This window comes from Paraburkholderia terricola (assembly GCF_003330825.1).
In the GTDB taxonomy this organism is placed as follows: domain Bacteria; phylum Pseudomonadota; class Gammaproteobacteria; order Burkholderiales; family Burkholderiaceae; genus Paraburkholderia; species Paraburkholderia terricola.
On record NZ_CP024942.1, the window covers coordinates 2,523,103 to 2,544,125 of the forward strand.

The following is a 21,023-nucleotide window of genomic DNA, read 5'->3' on the forward strand; positions in this document are numbered from 1 at the left end:
GAACCGCATGACCCCGCCACGGACTTTGCTATGATCACTGTATAAACATACAGGTTCCGTGAAAGCCCGTGGCAACAGATGCCCCTTCAAACCCCCCTTACTACCTGCTGAACTTCGAGCGCGCGCTCGCGTGGCTCGCAGAGCGCTACGACGACCTGCTGGATGCGCACGAGCAGGCATTCCTGCGTGCTTTCGCCGCCTTGCCGCAAGCATCGCGCGCGTTGCTGGTGCGCATGCTGATGCGCAAGGGCACGCTCTTCCGCGCGAGCCGGCTGTCTTATGAAGAGATCGGCTGCCCGTTGCAGGCGGCCGCGCCGTTGGCGGCGCTCGGCTGGGTCGAGACCGAACCGCCGCTCACACTCGACGATCTGTTTGCGCTCACCACGCGCCCCGAGTTGCTGCTGATCTTCGCGGATGCCATCGCATGGGTGCCCGGCGCGAAAAACCTGCGCAAAGCGGATCTGCTGGAAGCGCTGCGACCGTTCCACCAAAACATAGACGACGAAGCACACGCGAGCACGGCGCAACCGCTGTCGATGTGGCACGACCAGACGACCGACCGCGTGCTGCAGGTCGCCATTGCGCCGCTTTGCGAGCGTCTGCGGCTGATGTTTTTCGGCAATCTGCAACAGAGCTGGTCGGAGTTCGTGCTGGCCGATCTCGGCGTGTTCCAGTACGAGAAGGTCGCGTTCGCGCCTTCGTCGCGAGCCTTCCAGCAACGCGCGGACGTCGACGCCTATCTGGCGCTGCATGCGTGCCGTGAAGCGCTCGAATGGCTGCTCATCGGCGAGACGGCGCCGCAAGCGATCGACGAACTGGTCGCCGCAGTCAGCGCGGTAGAAACCTCGAACCCCTGGCTGGAAACGCGTCGCGCGAAGCTGCTGTTTCGCATCGGCCAGCATTGCGAGCGCGAGCAGAACTGGCCCGCCGCGCTGGCCGTTTATGAGGTCTGCGCGTGGCCTGGTGCGCGTCATCGGCGCATGCGCGTGCTGGAGCGCAACGAACGCTTCGACGAAGCCTTCGCGCTGGCCGTGCATGCCGCCGCCGCGCCCGAAAGCGACGAAGAAGCGCAGCGCGTCGCGCGCATGCTGCCGCGTTTGCAACGCAAGCGCGGCGAGCGGGTCGACCGCGTGCCGGCCGCGCGGCCGGTCGAGCGCAGCACGCTCGTACTACCGAGGCCCGCGGCCGCGCAAGCGGTCGAATACGTCGCACGCGATCATCTGACTTCCGACGCCGCGCCGGTGCATTACGTCGAGAACGCGCTGATCAACTCGCTGTTCGGCCTGTTGTGCTGGGAGCCGGTGTTCGCGGCGTTGCCCGGCGCGTTTTTTCACCCGTTCCAGCGCGGTCCGGCCGATCTGCATGCGCCGGATTTTCATGCGCGTCGCGCGGACCGGTTCGCGGCGTGCCTCGCGCAACTGGAGAGCGGTGCGTATCGCGAAACGATTCTGCGGCATCTGCATGGCAAGGCGGGCGTGCAGTCACCGTTCGTGTTCTGGGGGCTGCTCACGCCGGAGCTCGTCGCGTTGGCGCTCGACTGTCTGCCGGCCGCGCATCTGAAGCTATGGTTCGAGCGGCTGTTGCGCGATATCCGCGGTAATCGTTCCGGTTTGCCGGACCTGATCCGTTTCTGGCCCGCCGAGCGCCGCTATGAACTGATCGAGGTGAAGGGACCCGGCGACCGCTTGCAGGACAACCAGATTCGCTGGCTCGCGTACTGCGCGCAGCACGGCATGCCGGTGCGCGTGCTCGACGTGCGTTGGGCCCATGAAGCCGGCGCGCAGAATGAAACCGGCGCAACGGCCGGCACGGAGGCTGCCGCATGACTTACGTGGTCGCCGTGCGGGCGATGTGCGAATTCACCGCGAGGCGCGGCGATCTCGATCTGCGCTTTACGCCCGCGCCCACGTCTCTCGAAGGCATGGCGGGCCACGTGACGGTCGCCGGGCGGCGCGCGAGCGGCTATGAAAGCGAGATCACGCTGACGGGCACGCATCGCGGCCTGACCGTGCGCGGCCGCGCCGACGGCTACGACCCGGCGGCGAACCGCCTCGAAGAGGTCAAGACCCATCGCGGCGCGCTCGAACGGATGCCCGCCAACCACCGCACGCTGCATTGGGCGCAAGCGCTCGTCTATGGTCATTTGCTGTGCCGCACGCGCGGGCTCGGCGAATTGACGGTGGCGTTGGTGTACTTCGATATAGGCACTCAGAAGGAAACGCTGCTGACGCAAACGCATACCGCGCGTGAACTCGAGGTTTTCTTCGTCGAACAGTGCGAGCGGTTTCTCGATTGGGCCGTGCAGGAAGAGGCGCATCACGCGGCGCGCAACGCCGCGCTCGGCGGATTGCAATTTCCGCATGCGCGGTTTCGCAGCGGGCAGCGTGAACTGGCGGTGTCGGTGTATCGCTGCGCGCGCGACGGCAAGCCGCTGATGGCGCAGGCGCCCACCGGCATCGGCAAGACGCTCGCGACGATTTTTCCGTTGCTCAAGGCGTGTGCGTCGGAGCAGATCGACCGCGTCTTTTTCCTGACCGCGAAGACGCCGGGCCGCGCGCTGGCGCTGGATGCAATCGAGACCTTGCATCGAGGCGCCGAGCGCTTGCCGCTGCGAACGCTCGAACTCGTCGCGCGGGACAAAGCCTGCGAGCATCCCGACAAGGCTTGCAACGGCGATTCGTGTCCGCTTGCGCGTGGCTTCTACGACCGGCTCGATGCGGCGCGCGGCACGGCGCTGGCAGGGCCGCGGCTCGACCGCGCGGCGGTGCGCGAAGCGGCGCTCGCTCACGACGTCTGCCCGTACTATCTGGCGCAGGAACTGGCGCGCTGGGCCGACGTGGTGGTCGGCGATTACAACTACTACTACGACGGCAGCGCAATGCTGTACGCGCTCACGCAGATCAACCAGTGGCGCGTCGGCGTGCTCGTCGACGAGGCGCACAATCTGCTCGAGCGCGCCCGGCGAATGTATAGCGCGTCGCTCGATCAGGCGGCGTTCCGGCTCGCGCGCAAGACCGCGCCGGCCGTGTTGCGCAAGCCGCTCGAACGATTGCAACGCGAGTGGAACGCGCTCAGGCGCGCGCAGACCGACACGTACCAGGTCTATGCCGAGGTGCCCGGCAAACTGCTGTCGGCCGCGCAGAATCTGATCGGCGCGGTCGCCGATCAACTCGCCGAAGCGCCGCTTTCCATCGACGACGCGTCGCTGCGTTTTTTCTTCGACGCGATGCATTTCGTCGCGCTGGCCGAGCAATTCGGCGCGCATTCGATTTTCGACATCACGCTCGCCACGGATCGCCACGCTCCACGCGACAAGACCAGCGCCACGCTATGCGTGCGCAACGTGATCCCCGCGCCGTTTCTCGCGCCGCGTTATGCCGCCGCCCGTACCACGGTGATGTTTTCCGGCACGTTCAGTCCGCATCATTTCTATCGCGACACGCTGGGGCTGCCGGAGCAGACGCAATGGCTCGAAGTGGACGGGCCGTTTCGCGCCGAGCAGTTGCAGGTGCGCGTGGCCGCCAACGTGTCGACGCGCTGGCGCGACCGCGAGCGTTCGCTCGTGCCGATCGTCGAGTTGATCGCACGGCAGTACGCGGCGCAGCCGGGCAATTACCTCGGCTTTCTCAGCAGCTTCGAGTATCTGCAACAGGTGGTCGCGATGATGCGCGAGCGGCATCCGCAGTTGCCGGTGTGGGCGCAGGAACCGGGCATGGACGAAGCGGCGCGCGACGCGTTTCTCGCACGTTTTCGCACGATGCAACAGGGCGTCGGCTTTGCGGTACTCGGCGGCGCGTTTTCAGAAGGCGTCGATCTGGTCGGCCAGCAGTTGATCGGCGCGTTTATCGCGACGCTCGGCTTGCCGCAGATCAACGAGGTCAACGAGCAGATGCGGCGCACGATGGAAGCGAAGTTCGGCAACGGTTACGACTACATGTATCTGTATCCGGGCTTGCAGAAGGTCGTGCAGGCGGCAGGGCGGGTGATTCGCACGGAGCAGGATCGCGGCGTCGTGCATCTGATCGATGACCGGTATCGGCGGGCCGAGGTGCGCAGGTTGTTGCCGCGGTGGTGGGGGATGGGATAGCGTTTTTGGCCGTCGCAGCGCACGCGAAACCTTGCGCTGCGAACCCCTCGGGTTTCGATTCGTGCGCTTCTTCGGGTCATTCATGCGGCGACGTCGGCCCCGGATTGCCCGGCGTTCCCGGCCCGCCGGCCGGCTTGGGGTCCACCGGCAATTGGTCCTCCACCGGCGCGTCGGCCTTCCCGGCGGCCGCTTTCACCGAAGCGCCGGCAGCCGGCGTTTTGTTCGGTGTGTTGCTCGATGGCTTGTCGTCCGGCGCATCCTTCGGCTCGATTCTCGCCGGCGCGCTCCGCGCGTCCCACGTCAGCAAATTGCGTTGCGGATTCGCGATCACGATGCCGCGCGCGCTGAACTGGTCGACGATGCGCCGGTTGAACTCGCGCTGCACGCCCCAGCGCGCACTGTCGCGGCATTGCATCTGGCCCGCCAGCGTCACCGCCGAGCCGTCCACGGCATCCACGCCCCAGAAGCTGAAGTCCGACAGAATGCCGTCCTTGAATTTTTCGTCCTCGCGTAACGCGGCGCCGATTTCCTTGAGCGTGTCGATCGCCAGATCGACGTCCTGGCCGAACACGATGTTCACCTTCACCGCGGCATTGCCGAGCCCGCGGTTGGTGTTGTTGACCGTCGATACCGAGCTGAACGGCACCGTGTACAGCGAACCGTCGCCGCCGCGTAGCCGCACCGTGCGGATCGACAGATATTCGACGGTGCCCGACACGCCCGCGAGCGTGACCCAGTCGCCGACCTGCATCGCGTTTTCCATCAACAGGAAAATGCCGGTGATGAAATCCTGCACGAGTTTTTGCGAGCCGAAACCGAGCGCCACGCCGAAGATGCTCGCGCCCGCCAGCAGCGGCCCGATGTTCACGCCGAGTTGGCTCAGGCCGGTGAGCGCGACCACCAGCGCGATCGCGCAGAACAGCGCGCTGCGCAGCATCGGCAGCAAGGTGCGCAGGCGCGCGGCGCGCACCAGGTCGCCGCTGGTGGTCCAGCGGTCCAGCCGCCGTTCCACCGATACGTTGACGCTTTCCCACACCAGCAGCGCGATCACGGCGGCCACGCCGATCGTGGCGAGCGCCGAGGCGAGCCGATGCCCCACGGTGCCGTTGCGGAACAGATCGCCGACGTCCACGCCCCACACCTGCAACAGCGCCAGCACGGTGGCCACGCCGACGATCCACGAGACGATGCGCCGCATCAGCGGGTAGTAGCGATACGCGTGCCGATGCACGAGCGACTTCTCCGCGTCGTCCTGCGCATCGAAGAAGCGGGCCAGCCCGCCGAAGATCACGATCGACACGACCCGCGCACCCACCAGCACGGCCAGCGACAGGCCGCCCAGATGCAGCAGCGTTTGATAGCCGTTCCGCACGTCGAGCGCCCAGATGAACCACAGCGCCATCACGACGAATACCGCGAGCCACGCCCACGCATCCGCGAGGGCATTGCCGAACATCCGCAGCGATTCGCGCGCGGCGAAGCGCTGGCGGATCAGTTCGCCGACCGGCTTCGCGCATTGCAGGATCAGGATCGAGATCAGGATGTGGCCGGCGAGCGCGACCACTTTCATCAGCGCGAGATGCGCCGCATCGTTCAACCCGAGCGACCGGGCGATCTCCGCGAGCGCCGAACCCGCGCCGATCACGCTGACGATCCGCACGATCCAGCGGTGCATGAAGGCGGCCCACGCGTCGCTCATGCGCAACAGGCGCAAGCGCGGCGCGGCCGGTTGCAGAAAGGAGCCGCTGACGATCACGACCACGCGGCACAGCACGTAGATGTCGATCAGCGGCTCGAGTGCGCGGTCTTGCGGCGAGCCGTCGTCGATCAGGATCGACATCAGCGCGCTCGCCGCGCCGACGAACACCGCGAGCGGCACCAGCCGCAGCGCCATGCTCAACAGCGCGCGCGGCAGGCGCTGCAGGAGCGTCCAGTGATGCACCGCCTTCTGTTTGCCTTTGGCCTGGATGGCATCGTCCCTGGGCGAAGCGGCGGGGGATGCGCCGGCCTTCATCGCTTCTGCTTTTATCCGGGCCTCGGTCTCAGCTTCCGACGCGGACGAAGCGGGCAGCGGCGGCGCGGCGTTCGGCGCATCGGCGGGCTGCGGCCTGACATCGACGGGCAGGTCGGCTTGCGGCGCGTCGTCCTGATCGCTCTGTTCGCGGCGCGCGGCGATCGCCCGATAGGTGCGCCGCAACAGCCGCCGCGCGAGCCATTCCAGCACGAGCGCGGGCACCAGCGCGGCAAGCAGCGACCACGCGACGTGAACCAGCGTGCTGCGCGCCTGCGAGCTGGTCGATTGCCAGTTCCACCAGGCGCGCACCGAGGCGACGTCGAGCAGCGCCGCGACCGAACTGCGCAGCGAGGCGCCAAGGTGGACCGCCCAATGCGCGCCTTGACGGGCCAGTTGCGAGGCCAGTCCATTGGACTTGAAGGCGGCTGGAACAAGGGCGGCGGCACCGCTTGCCGCAGCCGGCGCGGAGGCGCCCGATGCCCCCGCCGCGGCGGCGGGCGGTGCGCTCAGGGCGCCGGCTGCGGCGATGGCTTGCAGCGTATCGGCGACCTGCGCGCGGCGTTTGGGATCGTTGAGGACGGCGAGGGCCTGGCGGGCCTGCTCGGGCGTCAGCGTGACCGCCGCGCCGGAGGCCTCGGAGGCGGGCGCGGCTTGCACCAGCGCGGCGACGGCCGGCGAAGCGCCGACGACCAGAACAATGAAAAACCAGACGTGAAGTAGTTTGCGCATAGGGTGCAAGGCGGGAGGCAAGGTGCGGGCGGCGGTGCCGCGACACGAGGACCGGTTCGGCGGGGTGATGATGAACCGACACCTTTTTGGTCGTACAAGTTCCTCGATGGGACGTCCTGGGTCCCGCCGTTCTGCCGGCCTGTCGAGCGCAAGCACCGGTAGCAGAAAGCTTGCCTGTCAAACCGCACTGGCGCGAATGCGCCTGGGATGCGCGGCGCACGCGCGTCCCCGCCGCGCGTGCTTAGGCCGCCCCGGCCTCGCGAACCGGCGCCACGCCGAGCGTGCCCTCCACCACCTCGGTGAAAGTCCGCTCCTCGCGCAAGATGAAACGCCTGGTCTGTGCGAACCTGAAATTCTCGCGTGCTTCGTCGTCGGTTCGCAGCCTTGCGCGATAGGTCTCGTAGGCCGCGAGGCTGTCGAATGCGACCAGGCCCCAGGCGATGTCGTTGGTGCCTTCGTGCGGCAGGAAATAGCCGATCAGATGACCGCCGCAGCGCGGAATAATGCGCCCCCAGTTGCGCGCGTATTCGTCGAAGGCATCGCGCTGGAATGGATCGATCTGATAGCGGATGAAACAGGTCAGCGTCATGTGAAAACCCTGGTCGAGTGAGGGTGGGTGGAAGTGGCCTGAACGGGCACCGGTACGCCAGTATGGCGACTCATCGAGCGTGACGTTTCACTGCTTTCTGAAGTGTGGGCTGGCGTGGTGCGTTGATCGTTGCTCGCTGCCCGCACCACGCACCACGCACCACGCAACACAAACAGCGCCGCGTCTCGATGCTCGCGCTTCAGCGCGCATGCGGCGCGGCCGCTTTGCCGCTCGTCTTGCGGATCGTCCACACCGCCAGCGCCGCGCCGGCCAACGCGCACACCGCCGATACCAGCGCAACCGCCTGCAACGCCGCCGCGAGCGCATCGGCTTGAGCGCGCGTCACCTCGGCCCGCATGGCGGCGTTCGGCGCAGCCGTTGCGCGGGCCGTCGGCGGCGCGGCCATGCCGATCTGCGTGAGCCGTGCCGCCTCGCGGACGTCTCGCGGCGCATGCAATTCATCGAGCCGCGTCCCGAGCGCGGCATCGTGCGACCACACGAACACGATGCCCAGCACTGCGATCGCCAGCAGGCTCGCCACCCGCGCTACCGCGTTATTGATGCCCGACGCGACGCCGGTACGCGCGGCGGACACCGACGTCATCACCGTGGTCGTCAACGGCGCGACGGTGATCGTCATGCCGAGCCCCAGTACGGCGAGCGCCGGAAACAGGCCGCGCCAGTATCCGTCGCGCATCCAGGGCAGCGCGAACATCGCGAAACCGAGTGCGGCGATCATCGGGCCGACGCTCAGCAGGACGCGCGCCCCGTAGCGACCCGTCAGACCGCCCGTGAAGCGCGACAGCAGGCCGATCGTCACCGGCACCGGCAGCAATGCCGCGCCCGCCTGGGTCGCGCTGTAGCCTTCGGCGCGGATCAGCGTGAACGGCAGGAAGAACAGCGCGCCGCTCAGGCCGAAATAGAGCAGCAGCGTGACGAGATTCGCGCCGACGAAATCGCGTGAACGGAACACGTCGAGCGGCACCATCGGATTGCGGCTGTTGGCTTCGAGCGCGACGAAGCCGGCCAGCACCAGCACGCCGCCAAGGATCGACGCCAGCACCCAGCCGTCGCCGAAGCCGCGCGTCGACGCGAGGGTGAGTCCGTAGGTCAGCCCGGCGAGCCCCGCGGTTGCCGTGACCGCGCCCGGCCAGTCGAGCCGCGGCGGCGTTTCGCCGATACGTCGCCCGTGCGCGCGGGTTTGGCCGTCGTCCTCCTGGCGGCTGTCGGGCACGGCGACAAGCGCCAGTGCGACGGTCGCGCAGGCGATCGGCACATTCAGAAAGAAGATGGCGCGCCACGAGAACGCGTCGACGAGCCAGCCGCCCGCCACCGGCCCGAGCGCCGACGTGATCGAGCCGACGCCCGCCCATGTGCCGATCGCCCGGCCGCGCTCCGCGTCGTCGAACACCGCGCCGATGATGGCGAGGCTGCTCGGCACCAGCAGCGCCGCGCCGATGCCTTGCACCGCGCGCGCCGCGATCAGCGAGCCGGCGCCCGGCGCGAGTCCGCAGCCGATCGACGCCAGCGTGAAGAGGCTGATCCCGGCGACGAACACGGTGCGCCGGCCGAGCTTGTCGCCGAGCGAGCCGCCCACCAGCACCAGCGCGCCGAGAAACAGGAGATACGCGTTGACGACCCACTGGATCGCCGCGACGCTGGCGTGCAGTTCGGTCTGAATCGAAGGTAATGCGACGTTGACCACCGAGCCGTCGATGAACGCCATGCTGGAGCCGAGGATGGTCGCGGCCAGCGCGAGCTTCTTGCGCCGGCTTGGGCGGCCGGAGCCCGCGGGCTGCGCGCGGATCACGAGGGCATCGCACGGACTGGCCTGAGCGGGATGGGCGGAGGAGTGGCGGTGCGCGCGCGCCGCGATGTGCTGATCGGCCAAGTCCGCTCCCGTCTGGATGAACGGCTTTCAGCATAGCAACGCCAGGAGGGATCCGATAGGCGCGCGAGGCCTGCGTGGTCGGGAAAGGCCGGGCAACCCGGCAACCGGCAACCGCAACGGGAAGCCGCAATCGGCAACGGCAACGGCAACCGGCAACCGGCAACGGCAACCGGCAACGGCAACCGGCAACCGGCAACCGGCAACCGGCAACCGGCAACCGGCAACCGGCAACCGGCAACCGGCAACCGCAACTCGCAGCTCGCAACTCGCAGCTCGCAACTCGCAACTCGCAACCGCAACCGCAACCCCGGCAAGCCAGCTCACGCCGTGACGGGTCCCACATCCCCCACAAAACCAGTTCAGGCGCGCGGCGCTCCGAGTTCAAGCGAGCGAATGCGCCCGCCGCTCGGCCTCGTCGTCGGCGCCTGTGCCGCCGCTGCCGTTCAACGCGCGCGAGGCCGCCGGTTCCTGATGCAGCCGGTTCGCATGCATCAGCCGATACAGCGTTGCCCGTGAAATGCCCAGTTCGGCGGCGGCCTCGGACAACTTGTAGCCGTGCCGCTGCAAGGCATGCTCGATCGCATCTTTTTCGGCTTTGCTGCGGATTTCGGCCAGCGTCACGGCGGGCGCGTTGTCGGCCTCGGGCAAGCCGAGGTCGCCCGCGGTAATGAAGCGCCCCTCGCTCATCACGACGGCGCGGCGCACGCAATTGATCAGCTCGCGCACGTTGCCCGGCCACGGATAGTTCGACATCGCGACGATCGCGTCGCTCGACAGCCCGCGCAGTTTGCGCGCGCCGTCCTGCTTGTACATGCTGAGCGCATAGTTGGCGAGCAGCTTGATGTCGCCGCCACGCTCGCGCAACGGCGGCTCCACGAGGCGCAGCACGCACAGGCGGTGATACAGGTCGGAGCGGAACCGGCCGTCCTCGACCGCTTTGTCCAGGTCGACGTGGGTCGCCGAAATGACCCGAGCATCGACGTTGATCACGGCGTTGCCGCCCAGCCTCTCGATGGTGCCTTCCTGCAGGAAGCGCAGCAGCACCGCCTGGCACTCGTGCGGCATGTCGCCGATTTCATCGAGAAAGAGCGTGCCTTCGTGCGCGCTCTCGATCCGGCCGATCTTGCGCTGAAGCGCGCCGGTGAAGGCGCCGCGTTCGTGGCCGAACAGTTCCGCTTGCAGCAGGCTAGGCGGAATCGCCGCGCAATTGATCGCGACGAACGGGCGGCCCGCGCGCGGCGAGCGGTCGTGAATGGCCCGCGCGGTCAGTTCCTTGCCGGTGCCGGACTCGCCGGCGACGAACACCGGCGCCTCGGTCACCGCGCACTTGTCGATGCGGCGGTACAACTGCTGCATTGCCTCGCATTGTCCGACCATGCCGTGCCGGCCGAGCGACGGCTCCGGCGCGACCTCCACATGCCGCAAGTTCGACAGCCCATGCGCGTGGCCGAGCGCGAACACGAGCCGCTCGTTCAGCCAGGGCCGCGTGACGAAATCGAAGCAATAGTCGAGGATGAAGCGGCCGACCAGTTCATTGTCGGCCTGCCCCGGCGCGATCTGGGCGACCCAGTTGGTTTCGACGCGGCGCATGCATGACGCGAGCGCGGACAGATGCTGGGATGTGCAGTTGCCGGGTAATTCGACGAGGCCGACCTTGATGTTGCCGCGTTCGATCATGCGCTCGGCGGCGGCCGCGGTCTTGGCGTGCACGGCATGCCAGCCGGACGCGGCGAGGAAGTCCGCGAGTTTTTGATCGGGCAAGCTCGACACATAGAGAACGGTGCGTTCGGTGTCGACAGGTGTGCCAGTCGTGTTCATGTTACCCCCGGTTCGATGCTGCTCTCAGCACTGCAGTTCGGCCTACTCGCCAGGCCGGCAAGCGCGCCGATCCTCGGCCAACCAAGCTAGCCCGCTTCCGCGTGAACGGACCCGGGCATGGATTTTCGTCACGGCGATCGAGCCCGGTTGCGGGCAGCCCGGCGGTGACGGATTCACGGTAGCGGCAATGGCGGGGGCGTGATGCGTGCGGCATGAGCCGCGAGGTGCTACGCGTCGGGCGGACAGCGGAACAGCGGTCGTGCTGGCTCCTGCCCGGCGTTTTCATCCCCGAATCACTACAACCGATTCTTGACCTCGTTGACCTCGTTGATCTGATACAGGCGCTCTAGGCGGCGCGTGACTTAACCATAAGCGAAAGATCATTCGAATGCCATACAAACAAATAGGGATTCAGAAAGGATTTTTCGCGCCGATGTTGTCTGTGGCGCCGCTCGACGATAGCCGGCCAAATTCGTTATGAGCGCTATCGCACACATCGCGGCAGGTCGCCTTGCGGCATGGCGAAACCGACCTGGCGTCCAGCCATGCGCCGTGTCTCAAGCGTGCGACATATCGGGCCGCCTGCTCCGCTAGCGTTGAATGCCCACCCGCATCGGCACGAATGACCGACGCTTGCGGTCCAGGTCTGCTGCAAGCGGGCTGGCGCGCCGCCGCCGGAGACCCTGGCGTGCCAGGTTCATGCGCAACGCTTCGACGGAGGACTCAATCGTGTGTCGAATACGAATCAACGGCGGCCGGAAGGGGCGGCCCGGCCGTCTGCGCCGCGGTGCGGATCGCCGTGCGACAAGGCTTTCGACCCGCATGGCATGGGCGTTGCACTAAGCGATTCACAGCGAAAGCATTGCCGCCCGATGTGACGCACGGGGAAGCAGCGGTTGGAGCAGACCGGCGGCAAATAAAGACTTCGCAAGCGCGGCCGGGGAAGCCAGTGCGTTTTGCGAGGGTGCGGCGGGGCCATTGAAAAACGGATGTCAATAAAGCGGGGCGAACTGCCGATATACAGATATCGGTCGTTCGCGAACGGACAACGTGAACGCGGCCCCGCCACTTTTTTCGTCCGACTGGATGGAACCGAAGTTGCAGCCGACGTTGAAGCCGTAGTTGAAGCCGCAGTTGAAACAATAACGACAGGCATCGCGCTCATGCGGTTCGCGATCGATGCATGGAACAGGGAAGGGGCAGCGCTCGGCCAGGACCAGCCGGCGCGAGGAAGCGGGGAGAACGGGCCAGGAGCCTTCATAGAGAGGCGCGTGTTACGAGCTGAACCGGGCGCCGTGCCGCGCATTTGCGCGAGCACGGTCCACCCGCAAACGGCCCCGGGAAGGGGGCAACACATTGGGGGTTGTCATGAACAGACTGACCAGCAAGCCGACCATCGCATCGTCGTTGGACCGTCAAGCCACGGTGCGTACCGCTGATGTCCGCTATCAACGGCATGTGGCGCCGCCACGCGCGCTGTTCGCCACGCCTTCGATCGATCTGCAGACGCTCGTGATCGCCGACGCGCTCAAGCGCAAGGCTCAGGCGGAGATTCAGCGCGAGGCGCTGCGCGACGCGATGTTCGAGATGCCGGCGTCGCCCGAATGGACGCGCGATCGCGAGGCGGGCATTCAGCCATCCGATTTCGAAGACTGAAGTGCTTACGCGTCGATCGTGATCGGCGTGGCATCGTCAACCGAACGGCGTTAGACCGGAGGAGACCCCGCATGATCGACGTCTTTCTGCTTTCGTCCAGCACGGAACGCGCGCCGCACATCATCGCGCGCCTCGACGAAAGCGGCGTGCCGTACCGGCTGCGCGCGGCGCACGGCACGGCGCGGCAACTGCGCGTGCACGCCCGCGCGATCAGAAGCGCCGATCTGCTGATCGTCGACGACGTGCATCTGGGCGCGCGCGAACTGGACGGCGTCGAGGAAGCGCTGGCCTGCACCCCGACCTTGCATTGCATGCTGGTGACGCCGGCGCCTCCGGCCGCCTTGCTTGCCGTGGCGGCGCGCATCGGCGTGCGGCATGTGCTGCCGTGGCCGCTCGACGCCCATCAGATCGCCGCCGCGCTCACCAGGATCGCCGCGAACAAGAACATGGATATGCGCCGCGCCGGACGCGTCGTCTCGCTTGCATCGAGCAAGGGCGGCAGCGGCACGACGCTGATCGCCGTGAATCTCGCTTACTCGCTCGCCGCGCCCGGCAACCGGCGCGTGCTGCTGATCGACCTGAGCCAGCAGTTCGCCGATGCGAGCCTGCTCGTGGCCGACAAACCGCCGCCCATCACGCTCGCCGATTTGTGCTCGCGGATCGAGTTCCTTGACGCCGCCTTGTTCGAATCATGCGTGATGCATGTGCACGCGAACCTCGACGTGCTCGCGGGCGCGGGCGATCCGCTCAAGGCCGCGGAGTTGCTGCCCGCGCAACTGGAGCGCATCCTCGCGCTGGTGCGCGAACGTTACGACGCGGTGCTGATCGACGTCGGGCAAAGCCTCAATCCGCTGACGATCCGCGCACTCGACGCGAGCGATGCGATCTGCATGGTGGTGCGGCAGAATCTGCTCTACCTGCACGGCGGCCGACGCATGCTCGACATCTTCAAGGAACTGGGTTATCCGGCCAGCAAGGTGCGGGTGGTGGTGAATCAATACGACAAGAACGCGCCGATCAACCTGCCGACACTCGAACACACGCTCGGCGCGAAGGTCGCGCATCAGCTTCCGCGTGACGACCGGCAGGCCAACGAGGCGCTCAACCGCGGCGTGCCGCTCGTGACGTCGGCGAAAGACAGCGCGCTGGCGCGCGGCATCGGGCTGCTTGCCGACATGCTGTGGCCGGCCGCCGCCGAGCGCCGCAAAGGCGTGCTCGGCCGTTTGCTTCCGATATCGCCGGGCTTGCCGCGGCGGTTCAAGCCGGGGCATTGAACGCATGGCGTCAGGTTGAATGCCTGCGCTTACAATGCGTTCATACGATCCCCGCAACCATGCTCTTCGACACAAAAATGAGTCACCCCAACACCGAATTGATCGAGCGTTTCTACACCGCCTTCCAGCGGCGCGACGCCGAAACCATGGTCGCCTGCTATGCCGACGACGCTGTTTTCAGCGACCCCGCATTCGGCGAGTTGCGCGGCGAGGAAGTGCGCGACATGTGGCGTCTGCTGGTTGCGCGCGCACAGGATTTCTCGCTGACCTTCGAGGGCGTCGACGCCGATGACACGAACGGTCGTGCCCATTGGACAGCCAGTTATGTATTCAGTCAGACGGGCCGCCCGGTGGTCAACCGGATCGACGCGCGTTTCGTGTTTCACGACGGACGCATCGTCGAGCATCGCGACACGTTCGATCTGTGGTCGTGGATGCGCCAGGCGATGGGCGTCAGAGGCACGCTGCTCGGCTGGTCGCCGTTGGTCCAACGGGCGATCAGGACGCAGGCGCGTCGAGGGCTCGATCTGTATCGGCGCAGGCAGCGCAGCGCCTGATACGACGGCCAGGCTTGCCACGCCTGGTGTTGCGCTTGCCACGCCGCAGCCAGTCGATGCAGTATTTTCGTCATCTGGACGAATGGGAGTTCCAATGCCCGTAGTCGATGCCGCATGGCAGGAATGGCTGGTCAGCAACGTCGCGCGCGGCTGCAGCATGGACTCGATGATCGACGCGATGGTGCAAGCCGGTTTTGCCGACGAGGCCGCGCGTGCCGCCGTGCACGCCGCGTTCGGCCGGAAAGCGGCGAACGCGGCGAACGTGGCCGCCGGCGCGAGCGAGGCCGTGCTGACGAAAGCCGCGCCGCACGCTTACCAATACGATCAGTCGCCGGTCGCGCGGGGCAACGTGATTCGCGCGCACGATCGCGACGTCCGCGTGCTGATGCGCTGCGAGCGCCCCGAGTTGATCGTGTTCGCGGATGTTCTTTCGCCCGACGAGTGCGGTGAGATGATCGAGCGCTCGCGGCATCGGTTGAAACGTTCGACGATTGTCGACCCGGCCACCGGCAGGGAAGACGTGATCCGCAACCGCACCAGCGAAGGCATCTGGTATCAACGTGGCGAGGACGCGTTCATCGAGCGGATCGAGCGGCGCATTTCGAACCTGATGAACTGGCCGGTCGAGAACGGCGAAGGACTGCAGATTCTGCGCTACGGCGCGACCGGCGAATACCGCCCGCATTTCGACTACTTTCCGCCCGATCAACCCGGCAGCGCGGTGCATACCGCGCAGGGCGGACAGCGCGTGGCGACGCTGGTGATCTATCTGAACGACGTGCCCGAAGGCGGCGAAACGATTTTTCCGGAAGCGCGCCTCTCGGTCGCGGCGAAGCAGGGCGGCGCGGTGTATTTCCGCTATATGAACGGCTCGCGTCAACTCGACCCGCTGACCTTGCACGGCGGCGCGCCGGTGCTCAGCGGCGAAAAATGGATCATGACGAAGTGGATGCGCGAGCGTGCTTATGGCTGATCTTTTTTCTACATTGCGCGGCGCTGCATGCGGTTATGCCGTCTTGTAGACGTCGGGATCGTGCAACTCCATATAACGCTCGGGGTTCGCCAGTTCACGGAAGCCGTGCGGCCTGTACACATGATGTGCGTCGGTCGTCACCAGCACGATTCTGCGTAGACCCGTGAGCGATGGGCTGGCGAAAACGTGCTTCATCAACGCCGACGCATAGCCCTTGCCGCGATAGTCCGGCAGCACGAAAACGTCGCACAGGTAGGCGAACGTCGCCTCGTCGGTGATCAGGCGCGCGAAGGCGATCTGCCTGCCGCCGACATAGCCGCCGAAACATAGCGAGCCCGCGATCGCACGCTCCAGCGTGTCGCGCGGCATGCCCTGCGCCCACGCTGTTTGCCGTGACAGGAATGCATGGATCATCTCGATGTCGAGGTCGGCCTTGTCGCTCGAAATCGTTAGTTCGGCTGCTTGCACGTCATCACCCTTTGGCCGGATCTTCGGCGCCGCGCGAACCGCCGCCGATGCTCTGGCCGGCGTCGTGCGCGAGGCCCATATAGCCGATCACCGACACCAGCGTCAGCACGCCCGCGCACAGAAACGCGAGACGGAAATCGTCGAGCGTGAAGATGCGGCCCGTCGTCTCGCCGTTGAAGAACGCCGCCGCGCGCAGCGCTACCGCACCGAACGCGATGCCGAGACCGATCGTCATCTGCGCGGCCGCGCTCCATAGCGTGCTTGCCGCGCTCATCTGCGGCTGCGCGACGTCGGCGTAGGCCAGCGTGGCAAGCGTCGAGAATTGCATCGAACGCGCCACGCCGTAGATGAACACGACGAACAGCACGAGGGCAAGCGGCACCTCCGGCGTCAACAGCCCGCACGCGATGATGAACACGCCGGCCACCGCGACGTCGACGATCGACACCATGCGGAAGCCGTAACGTTGCAGAATGCGCGTGGTCAGCGCCTTCATGCCGAGGTTGCCGAGCGCGCTCGCGAGCAGCAGCAAGCCCGACTTGAACGCGGACAAGCCGAAGCCCACCTGAAACAGCAGCGGCATCAGATAAGGCACCGCGCCAATGCCGATGCGTGTGAACGAGCCCGTCACGACCGTCACGGAAAAGGTGGGAATCTTGAGCGTTGAAACGTCGATCAGCGGATGCGGGTGACGCTTCGCATGCTGGAACGCCAGCACGCCCATCAGCAACCCGCCGCCGATGACCGCCGCGGCCACCCACGGATTTTCGCCCGGCTGGCTCGCCAGTTCGGCGCCGTACAGGATCGCCGTGAGCGTCGTGCCGCTCAGCAACAAGCCGACCACGTCGAGCGGTTTGCGTTCGCTGCCGCGCAGGTTCGGCACCAGCGCGAACGCGACGGCCATCGCCGCCAGGCCGAACGGCACGTTCAGCAGAAAGATCCAGCGCCACGACGCATAGGTCGTGATGAAGCCGCCCACCGGCGGCCCGATGACCGGCGCGGCGATCGCGGGCCACGTGATGGTCGAGATCGCCTGCATCATGCGGCTCTTCTCGGTGCTGCGGACCACGATCAGGCGGCCCACCGGCACCATCATCGCGCCGCCCATGCCTTGCAGCAATCGCGCGGCCGTGAACTCCACGACGTTCTGCGACAGCCCGCACAACACCGACGCCACCGTGAACACGGCGATCGCGCTGACGAACACCGTGCGCGAGCCGCAGCGGTCGGCGACCCAGCCGCTCGCCGGAATAAAGATCGCGAGCGCCAGCATGTAGGCGGTCATGCCGAGACTCAGGCTGTTCGGTCCGACGCCGAACGACTGCGCCATCTGCGGCAGCGCCGTCGCGATCACCGTGGTGTCGAGGTACTCCATGAAGAAGGTGGCCGCGACGATATACGGCAGCCAGCCGACATGCGCGTTGCGTGTGCCGCCGGCGGTCATTGCGCTGTCTCCGCCGCACGGCGTGCGGGCTCATGAATGTCGTGAAGGTGCAGGCAGGTTCGGAGAGAGGGTCTGGATTTCATGGTTCTTGCGACTACCTTTCGAAGAGGTGTTTCCGGCCTTCGGACGACGCGAATGCGCGACAGGATCGCGGCTGCGAATAACGCTCCATTAAAGGGACGCGCCTCGTCGCCGGCCTTGAATCCTAACCTGGTAATCGCTGTTGCATCGTCGGCCAGGGCAGTCGCCCGGCGCCCGAGGCGACCGGCGCGCTCCCTGCGCGCCGGTCGGCCGGAAACACGAGCGCGCGCGTCGCTCAGTCTTTCGCGGCGTACTCGCGGTCGAGCTTGTCGTACAGCGGCTTGTTGACGAGCCGCTGGCGTTCGCTGAACGGCGCGACGAGCGTCGCGTCCTCGTCGAGGCGGCCGTTGTTTTTCAACGTGCCGAGCGCGCGCTGCATGCCGAGCACCGCGCCTTGCAGCGCCGCGTTCGCGTACAGCACGATGCCGTAGCCGAGTTGCGCGAGCGCCTCGCGCGATTGCACCGGCGTCTTGCCGCCGATCACGATGTTGATCAACTGCGGCCGGTCGAACAGCGACGGCAGACGTTCGATGTCGGCGAGCGATTCGGTCGCCTCGATAAACAGAATGTCGGCCCCGGCCTCGATGAAACGGTGACCGCGTTCGATCGCGTCCTCGATGCCGTGGACCGCCGCCGAGTCGGTGCGCGCCATGATCTGCAGATTGCGGTCCTCGCGGGCATCCACGGCCGCGCGAATCTTGCCGACCATCTCGCTCGTGCCGACCACTTCCTTGCCGGCGAAGTGGCCGCATTTCTTCGGCATGACCTGGTCCTCGAACTGGATCACGTCGGCGCCGCTGCGCTCGAGCACGCGCACCGTCTGACGCACATTCAGCGCGTTGCCGAAGCCGGTGTCGGCATCGACGATCAGCGGCAGCGCGACCGCGTCGCGAATCCGCGCGGTATGTTCGGCGACTTCGGCGAGACCGATGAAGCCGAGGTCGGGCAGGCCGAGCGACATGTTGGTGACGCCCGCGCCGGTGATGTAGAGCGCTTCGAAACCGGCGTCCTCGATGACACGCGCGCTCATCGCGTTGAAGGCGCCGGGCACCAGCAGGCCCTGGCGTTGCTCGACCTTGGCGCGGAAGGCGGCGCGGCGTGTGGCGGAAGTGGTCATGACGGTGTGTCTCCGAAAAAGGTAAGCGGGTTTGAGAGGCGGCCGTGATTTTGCAGGAAGCATGCCATCGCGCGAGGCTCCGGGACTTAGGCAATCGAATCAGGAGCTTGCGGCGCGAAGCGGCGCTGCGCGGGTTCATGGCAGAATGCGCGTGTGTTCCGTGAAACGTTTCATGGAACGTTTCAACTGTTCGCGGAGTTACCGCAATGTCCACGTTCCCGTCGCTCGTCGCGAATGCCAATACGGCGCTGCCTGGCGTTGCCCTCGTCAGTATCAGCCGCTTGAAGTCGCTTTGCGAGGCCGTCGCGCCGCGTTACGCCGGGCGCGCCCGATTCTTTTCGGTTCGCGAAGGCTACGGCGCGGCCGTCACCGCCTTGCAGGCCTACGTGGATGCGGGCTCGGTCGACGTGGTGCTGGCTGCCGGCTCGAACGGCGCCTACCTGCGCGACAACCTGAACGTACCGGTCGTCATGGTCAAGGTGAACGGCTTCGACGTGCTCGGTGCGATTGCCCGCGCCGCCACCACGTGGCCCGGCGCGCGGATCGGCCTGGTGCTGCACGAAACGATCTCGCACGAACTCGCGGATCTCGGCGCGTGGCTCAAGGTCGGGCTGACGCAGCGCGCCTACCGTTCGATCGACGAGGTGCGGCTCGCCGTCGAGAAGCTGGCCGCCGAAGGCTGCGGCGTCATCATCGGCCCCGGCATGGCTTGCGATTTCGCGCAGCAAGCCGGGCTCGAAAGCGTTTTCCTGTACTCGCTCGGCGCGGTCGAGGAAGCGTTCGAGCGCTCGGTCGAACTGGCGCGGGTGAGCCGTCAGAAGGAGTCGAAGCGCGTGCGGCTGAATACGATCGTGGCCCATCTGCGCGACGGCGTCGCCGCTTTCGACGATGCCGGCGTGCTCGAAGCGGTCAACCCGGCGATGCTCGAACTGCTGGGCCTCGGCGCCCCGAAAGAAGCTCTTTCGGCGGACCGCGAACAGGACGCGGCGGCGCAAATCGCGCGCGTCGTCGGTCCGTGGCTGCGCGAAACGCTTGCGAACGACCTGCCGATCGAGGAACGGATCGAGCGGATCGGCGGCCGCGCGCTGATCGTCAACTGCGTGCCGATCGTGGAGCATGGCGCGCGCTCCGGCTCGGTGGTGACGGTGCAGGACGCTCTCGTCGCGCAGCGGATCGACCAGTCGCTACGCACCAGCCAGCGGCCGAAGCATCTGGTCGCGCGGCATCGGCTGGACGAGTTGATCGGCGGATCGGCGGCGCTCGAACGGGTGCGGCGGCTCGCGCGCGCGGGCGCCGCTCACGACGCCACCGTGCTGCTCACCGGCGAAAGCGGCACCGGCAAGGAACTGGTCGCGCAAGGCATCCACAACGCCGGCCGGCGGCGCGGCAATCCGTTCGTCGCGTTCAATTGCGCGGCCTTGCCCGAGGGGCTGATCGAAAGCGAACTGTTCGGTCACGAGGAGGGCGCGTTCACCGGCGCGCGCCGTGGCGGCAAGCCGGGCCTTTTCGAAATCGCGCACACGGGCACGATCTTCCTCGATGAAATCGGCGAAATGCCGGCCGCGTTGCAAAGCCGTCTGCTGCGCGTGCTGCAGGAGCGCGAGGTGATGAAGCTCGGTTCCGGGCGCGCCACGCCGGTCGACGTGCGGGTGATCGCCGCGACGCATCGCGATCTGCATGCGCTCGTCGAACAGGGATTGTTTCGCGCGGATCTGTATTTTCGTCTGAATCTGCTTCGGATAGAATTGCCGCCGCTGCGCGAACGGCGCGGCGATGTCGCGCAACTGGCGCGGCACTTGTTAAGCCGCGGGGCGCGCCAATATGGGTTGTCGGAGGCGACGCTCGACCGGGTGCTGACGTTTCTCGCACCCTTGTTCGAGCATTACGCGTGGCCCGGCAATGTCCGGGAACTGGAAAACCTGCTGACGCGCGCCGCGATCTATCTAAGCGACGCGGCCGGCCAAGGCCAGGATAGGCGGGATTTGCAGTCGATGTTCCCGGAGTTCGGGCGAATGAAACAGGCGCCGGCTGTCGCAACGCCCGCCGCGCCGATGTCCCGAGCCGGCGAAGACGAACACGCGCCGGCCCGCACTTCCCCGACTCGCGAGGACGTCATGCGCGCTCTCGAGCAGTCGGGCGGCAATCGCGCGGCGGCCAGCCGCGCACTCGGAATCGGCCGCACGACCCTCTGGCGGCTCATGAAAACCGATCCGCCGCGATAGCTGCCAGCGGCGCGATAAATAGCGTATGACTATTGCTATCATTAAAACAATCCGCTTTACCTATTAAGCGCGGTCTGACATACTGGCTCCACTTTCCAACCAC

At 66.6% G+C, this 21,023-nt stretch carries 14 protein-coding genes; 7 read left to right on the plus strand and 7 right to left on the minus strand.

All coding sequences use genetic code 11. The features are described from left to right. Positions 1 to 68: 68 nt before the first annotated feature. Positions 69 to 1,826 carry a VRR-NUC domain-containing protein gene (locus CUJ90_RS29965; protein WP_114164498.1) on the plus strand — a complete coding sequence of 586 codons (1,758 nt, stop codon included), beginning with the start codon at positions 69 to 71 and terminating at the stop codon, positions 1,824 to 1,826. Then, positions 1,823 to 4,087 carry an ATP-dependent DNA helicase gene (locus CUJ90_RS29970; RefSeq protein ID WP_083086363.1) on the plus strand — a complete coding sequence of 755 codons (2,265 nt, stop codon included), beginning with the start codon at positions 1,823 to 1,825 and terminating at the stop codon, positions 4,085 to 4,087. The genes CUJ90_RS29965 and CUJ90_RS29970 overlap by 4 nt, the downstream gene beginning before the upstream one ends. Before the next feature lie 76 nt (positions 4,088 to 4,163). Here CUJ90_RS29970 and CUJ90_RS29975 read toward each other — a convergent pair whose 3' ends face one another. The 4 genes from CUJ90_RS29975 to CUJ90_RS29995 all read right to left on the minus strand — a co-directional run bounded on the left by CUJ90_RS29975 (position 4,164) and on the right by CUJ90_RS29995 (position 11,128). Further along, a complete protein-coding gene (locus CUJ90_RS29975) occupies positions 4,164 to 6,830 on the minus strand; it encodes a mechanosensitive ion channel family protein (protein ID WP_073429953.1) in 2,667 nt (888 codons plus the stop codon). Positions 6,831 to 7,071: 241 nt separating this feature from the next. Continuing rightward, on the minus strand, positions 7,072 to 7,419 hold the full coding sequence (locus tag CUJ90_RS29980; RefSeq protein ID WP_083086365.1) for an NIPSNAP family protein: 348 nt from the start codon (positions 7,417 to 7,419) through the stop codon (positions 7,072 to 7,074). Between the two features lie 199 nt (positions 7,420 to 7,618). After that, positions 7,619 to 9,310, minus strand: a complete 1,692-nt coding sequence (locus tag CUJ90_RS29985; RefSeq protein ID WP_073429951.1) for an MFS transporter — start codon at positions 9,308 to 9,310, stop codon at positions 7,619 to 7,621. Between the two features lie 381 nt (positions 9,311 to 9,691). After that, complete coding sequence (locus CUJ90_RS29995) at positions 9,692 to 11,128, minus strand: sigma-54 dependent transcriptional regulator (protein ID WP_073429950.1); 1,437 nt, start codon at positions 11,126 to 11,128, stop codon at positions 9,692 to 9,694. Positions 11,129 to 12,496: 1,368 nt separating this feature from the next. Between CUJ90_RS29995 and CUJ90_RS30000 the strand changes: the two genes are divergently transcribed. The 4 genes from CUJ90_RS30000 (at position 12,497) to CUJ90_RS30015 (ending at position 15,588) form a co-directional block, all read left to right on the plus strand. After that, positions 12,497 to 12,784 carry a hypothetical protein gene (locus CUJ90_RS30000; RefSeq protein WP_073429949.1) on the plus strand — a complete coding sequence of 96 codons (288 nt, stop codon included), beginning with the start codon at positions 12,497 to 12,499 and terminating at the stop codon, positions 12,782 to 12,784. Between the two features lie 71 nt (positions 12,785 to 12,855). Then, a complete protein-coding gene (locus tag CUJ90_RS30005) occupies positions 12,856 to 14,058 on the plus strand; it encodes a CpaE/TadZ family protein (RefSeq protein WP_073429948.1) in 1,203 nt (400 codons plus the stop codon). A gap of 77 nt (positions 14,059 to 14,135) precedes the next feature. Then, positions 14,136 to 14,615, plus strand: coding sequence for a nuclear transport factor 2 family protein (locus CUJ90_RS30010; RefSeq protein WP_073430014.1), 480 nt, complete (start codon positions 14,136 to 14,138; stop codon positions 14,613 to 14,615). Positions 14,616 to 14,709: 94 nt separating this feature from the next. Beyond that, entirely contained in the window at positions 14,710 to 15,588 is an 879-nt protein-coding gene (locus tag CUJ90_RS30015; RefSeq protein WP_073429947.1) for a 2OG-Fe(II) oxygenase, read from the plus strand. Positions 15,589 to 15,621: 33 nt separating this feature from the next. Here the strand turns inward: CUJ90_RS30015 and CUJ90_RS30020 are convergent, their stop codons facing one another. The 3 genes from CUJ90_RS30020 to CUJ90_RS30030 form a co-directional block, all read right to left on the minus strand. Continuing rightward, positions 15,622 to 16,056 carry a GNAT family N-acetyltransferase gene (locus CUJ90_RS30020; protein WP_073429946.1) on the minus strand — a complete coding sequence of 145 codons (435 nt, stop codon included), beginning with the start codon at positions 16,054 to 16,056 and terminating at the stop codon, positions 15,622 to 15,624. A 4-nt stretch (positions 16,057 to 16,060) separates the two neighbouring features. Continuing rightward, positions 16,061 to 17,500 carry an MFS transporter gene (locus CUJ90_RS30025; RefSeq protein WP_073429945.1) on the minus strand — a complete coding sequence of 480 codons (1,440 nt, stop codon included), beginning with the start codon at positions 17,498 to 17,500 and terminating at the stop codon, positions 16,061 to 16,063. 316 nt (positions 17,501 to 17,816) lie between these two features. Next, the gene (locus CUJ90_RS30030) at positions 17,817 to 18,698 is read right to left on the minus strand and encodes an isocitrate lyase/PEP mutase family protein (RefSeq protein WP_073429944.1); all 882 of its coding nucleotides are present in this window, start codon (positions 18,696 to 18,698) and stop codon (positions 17,817 to 17,819) included. Between the two features lie 206 nt (positions 18,699 to 18,904). Between CUJ90_RS30030 and prpR the strand changes: the two genes are divergently transcribed. Then, positions 18,905 to 20,920 carry a propionate catabolism operon regulatory protein PrpR gene (gene prpR / locus CUJ90_RS30035; protein WP_114164500.1) on the plus strand — a complete coding sequence of 672 codons (2,016 nt, stop codon included), beginning with the start codon at positions 18,905 to 18,907 and terminating at the stop codon, positions 20,918 to 20,920. Positions 20,921 to 21,023: the final 103 nt, after the last annotated feature.

Bases quoted from the DNA above. Each gene is read 5' to 3' on its own strand.
- CUJ90_RS29970 (WP_083086363.1), top strand. From the start codon at position 1,823: ATGACTTACGTGGTCGCCGTGCGGGCGATGTGCGAATTCACCGCGAGG.
- CUJ90_RS29975 (WP_073429953.1), bottom strand. From the start codon at position 6,830: ATGCGCAAACTACTTCACGTCTGGTTTTTCATTGTTCTGGTCGTCGGC.
- CUJ90_RS29980 (WP_083086365.1), bottom strand. From the start codon at position 7,419: ATGACGCTGACCTGTTTCATCCGCTATCAGATCGATCCATTCCAGCGC.
- CUJ90_RS29995 (WP_073429950.1), bottom strand. From the start codon at position 11,128: ATGAACACGACTGGCACACCTGTCGACACCGAACGCACCGTTCTCTAT.
- CUJ90_RS30000 (WP_073429949.1), top strand. From the start codon at position 12,497: ATGAACAGACTGACCAGCAAGCCGACCATCGCATCGTCGTTGGACCGT.
- CUJ90_RS30005 (WP_073429948.1), top strand. From the start codon at position 12,856: ATGATCGACGTCTTTCTGCTTTCGTCCAGCACGGAACGCGCGCCGCAC.
- CUJ90_RS30010 (WP_073430014.1), top strand. From the start codon at position 14,136: ATGAGTCACCCCAACACCGAATTGATCGAGCGTTTCTACACCGCCTTC.
- CUJ90_RS30015 (WP_073429947.1), top strand. From the start codon at position 14,710: ATGCCCGTAGTCGATGCCGCATGGCAGGAATGGCTGGTCAGCAACGTC.
- CUJ90_RS30025 (WP_073429945.1), bottom strand. From the start codon at position 17,500: ATGACCGCCGGCGGCACACGCAACGCGCATGTCGGCTGGCTGCCGTAT.
- CUJ90_RS30030 (WP_073429944.1), bottom strand. From the start codon at position 18,698: ATGACCACTTCCGCCACACGCCGCGCCGCCTTCCGCGCCAAGGTCGAG.
- prpR (WP_114164500.1), top strand. From the start codon at position 18,905: ATGTCCACGTTCCCGTCGCTCGTCGCGAATGCCAATACGGCGCTGCCT.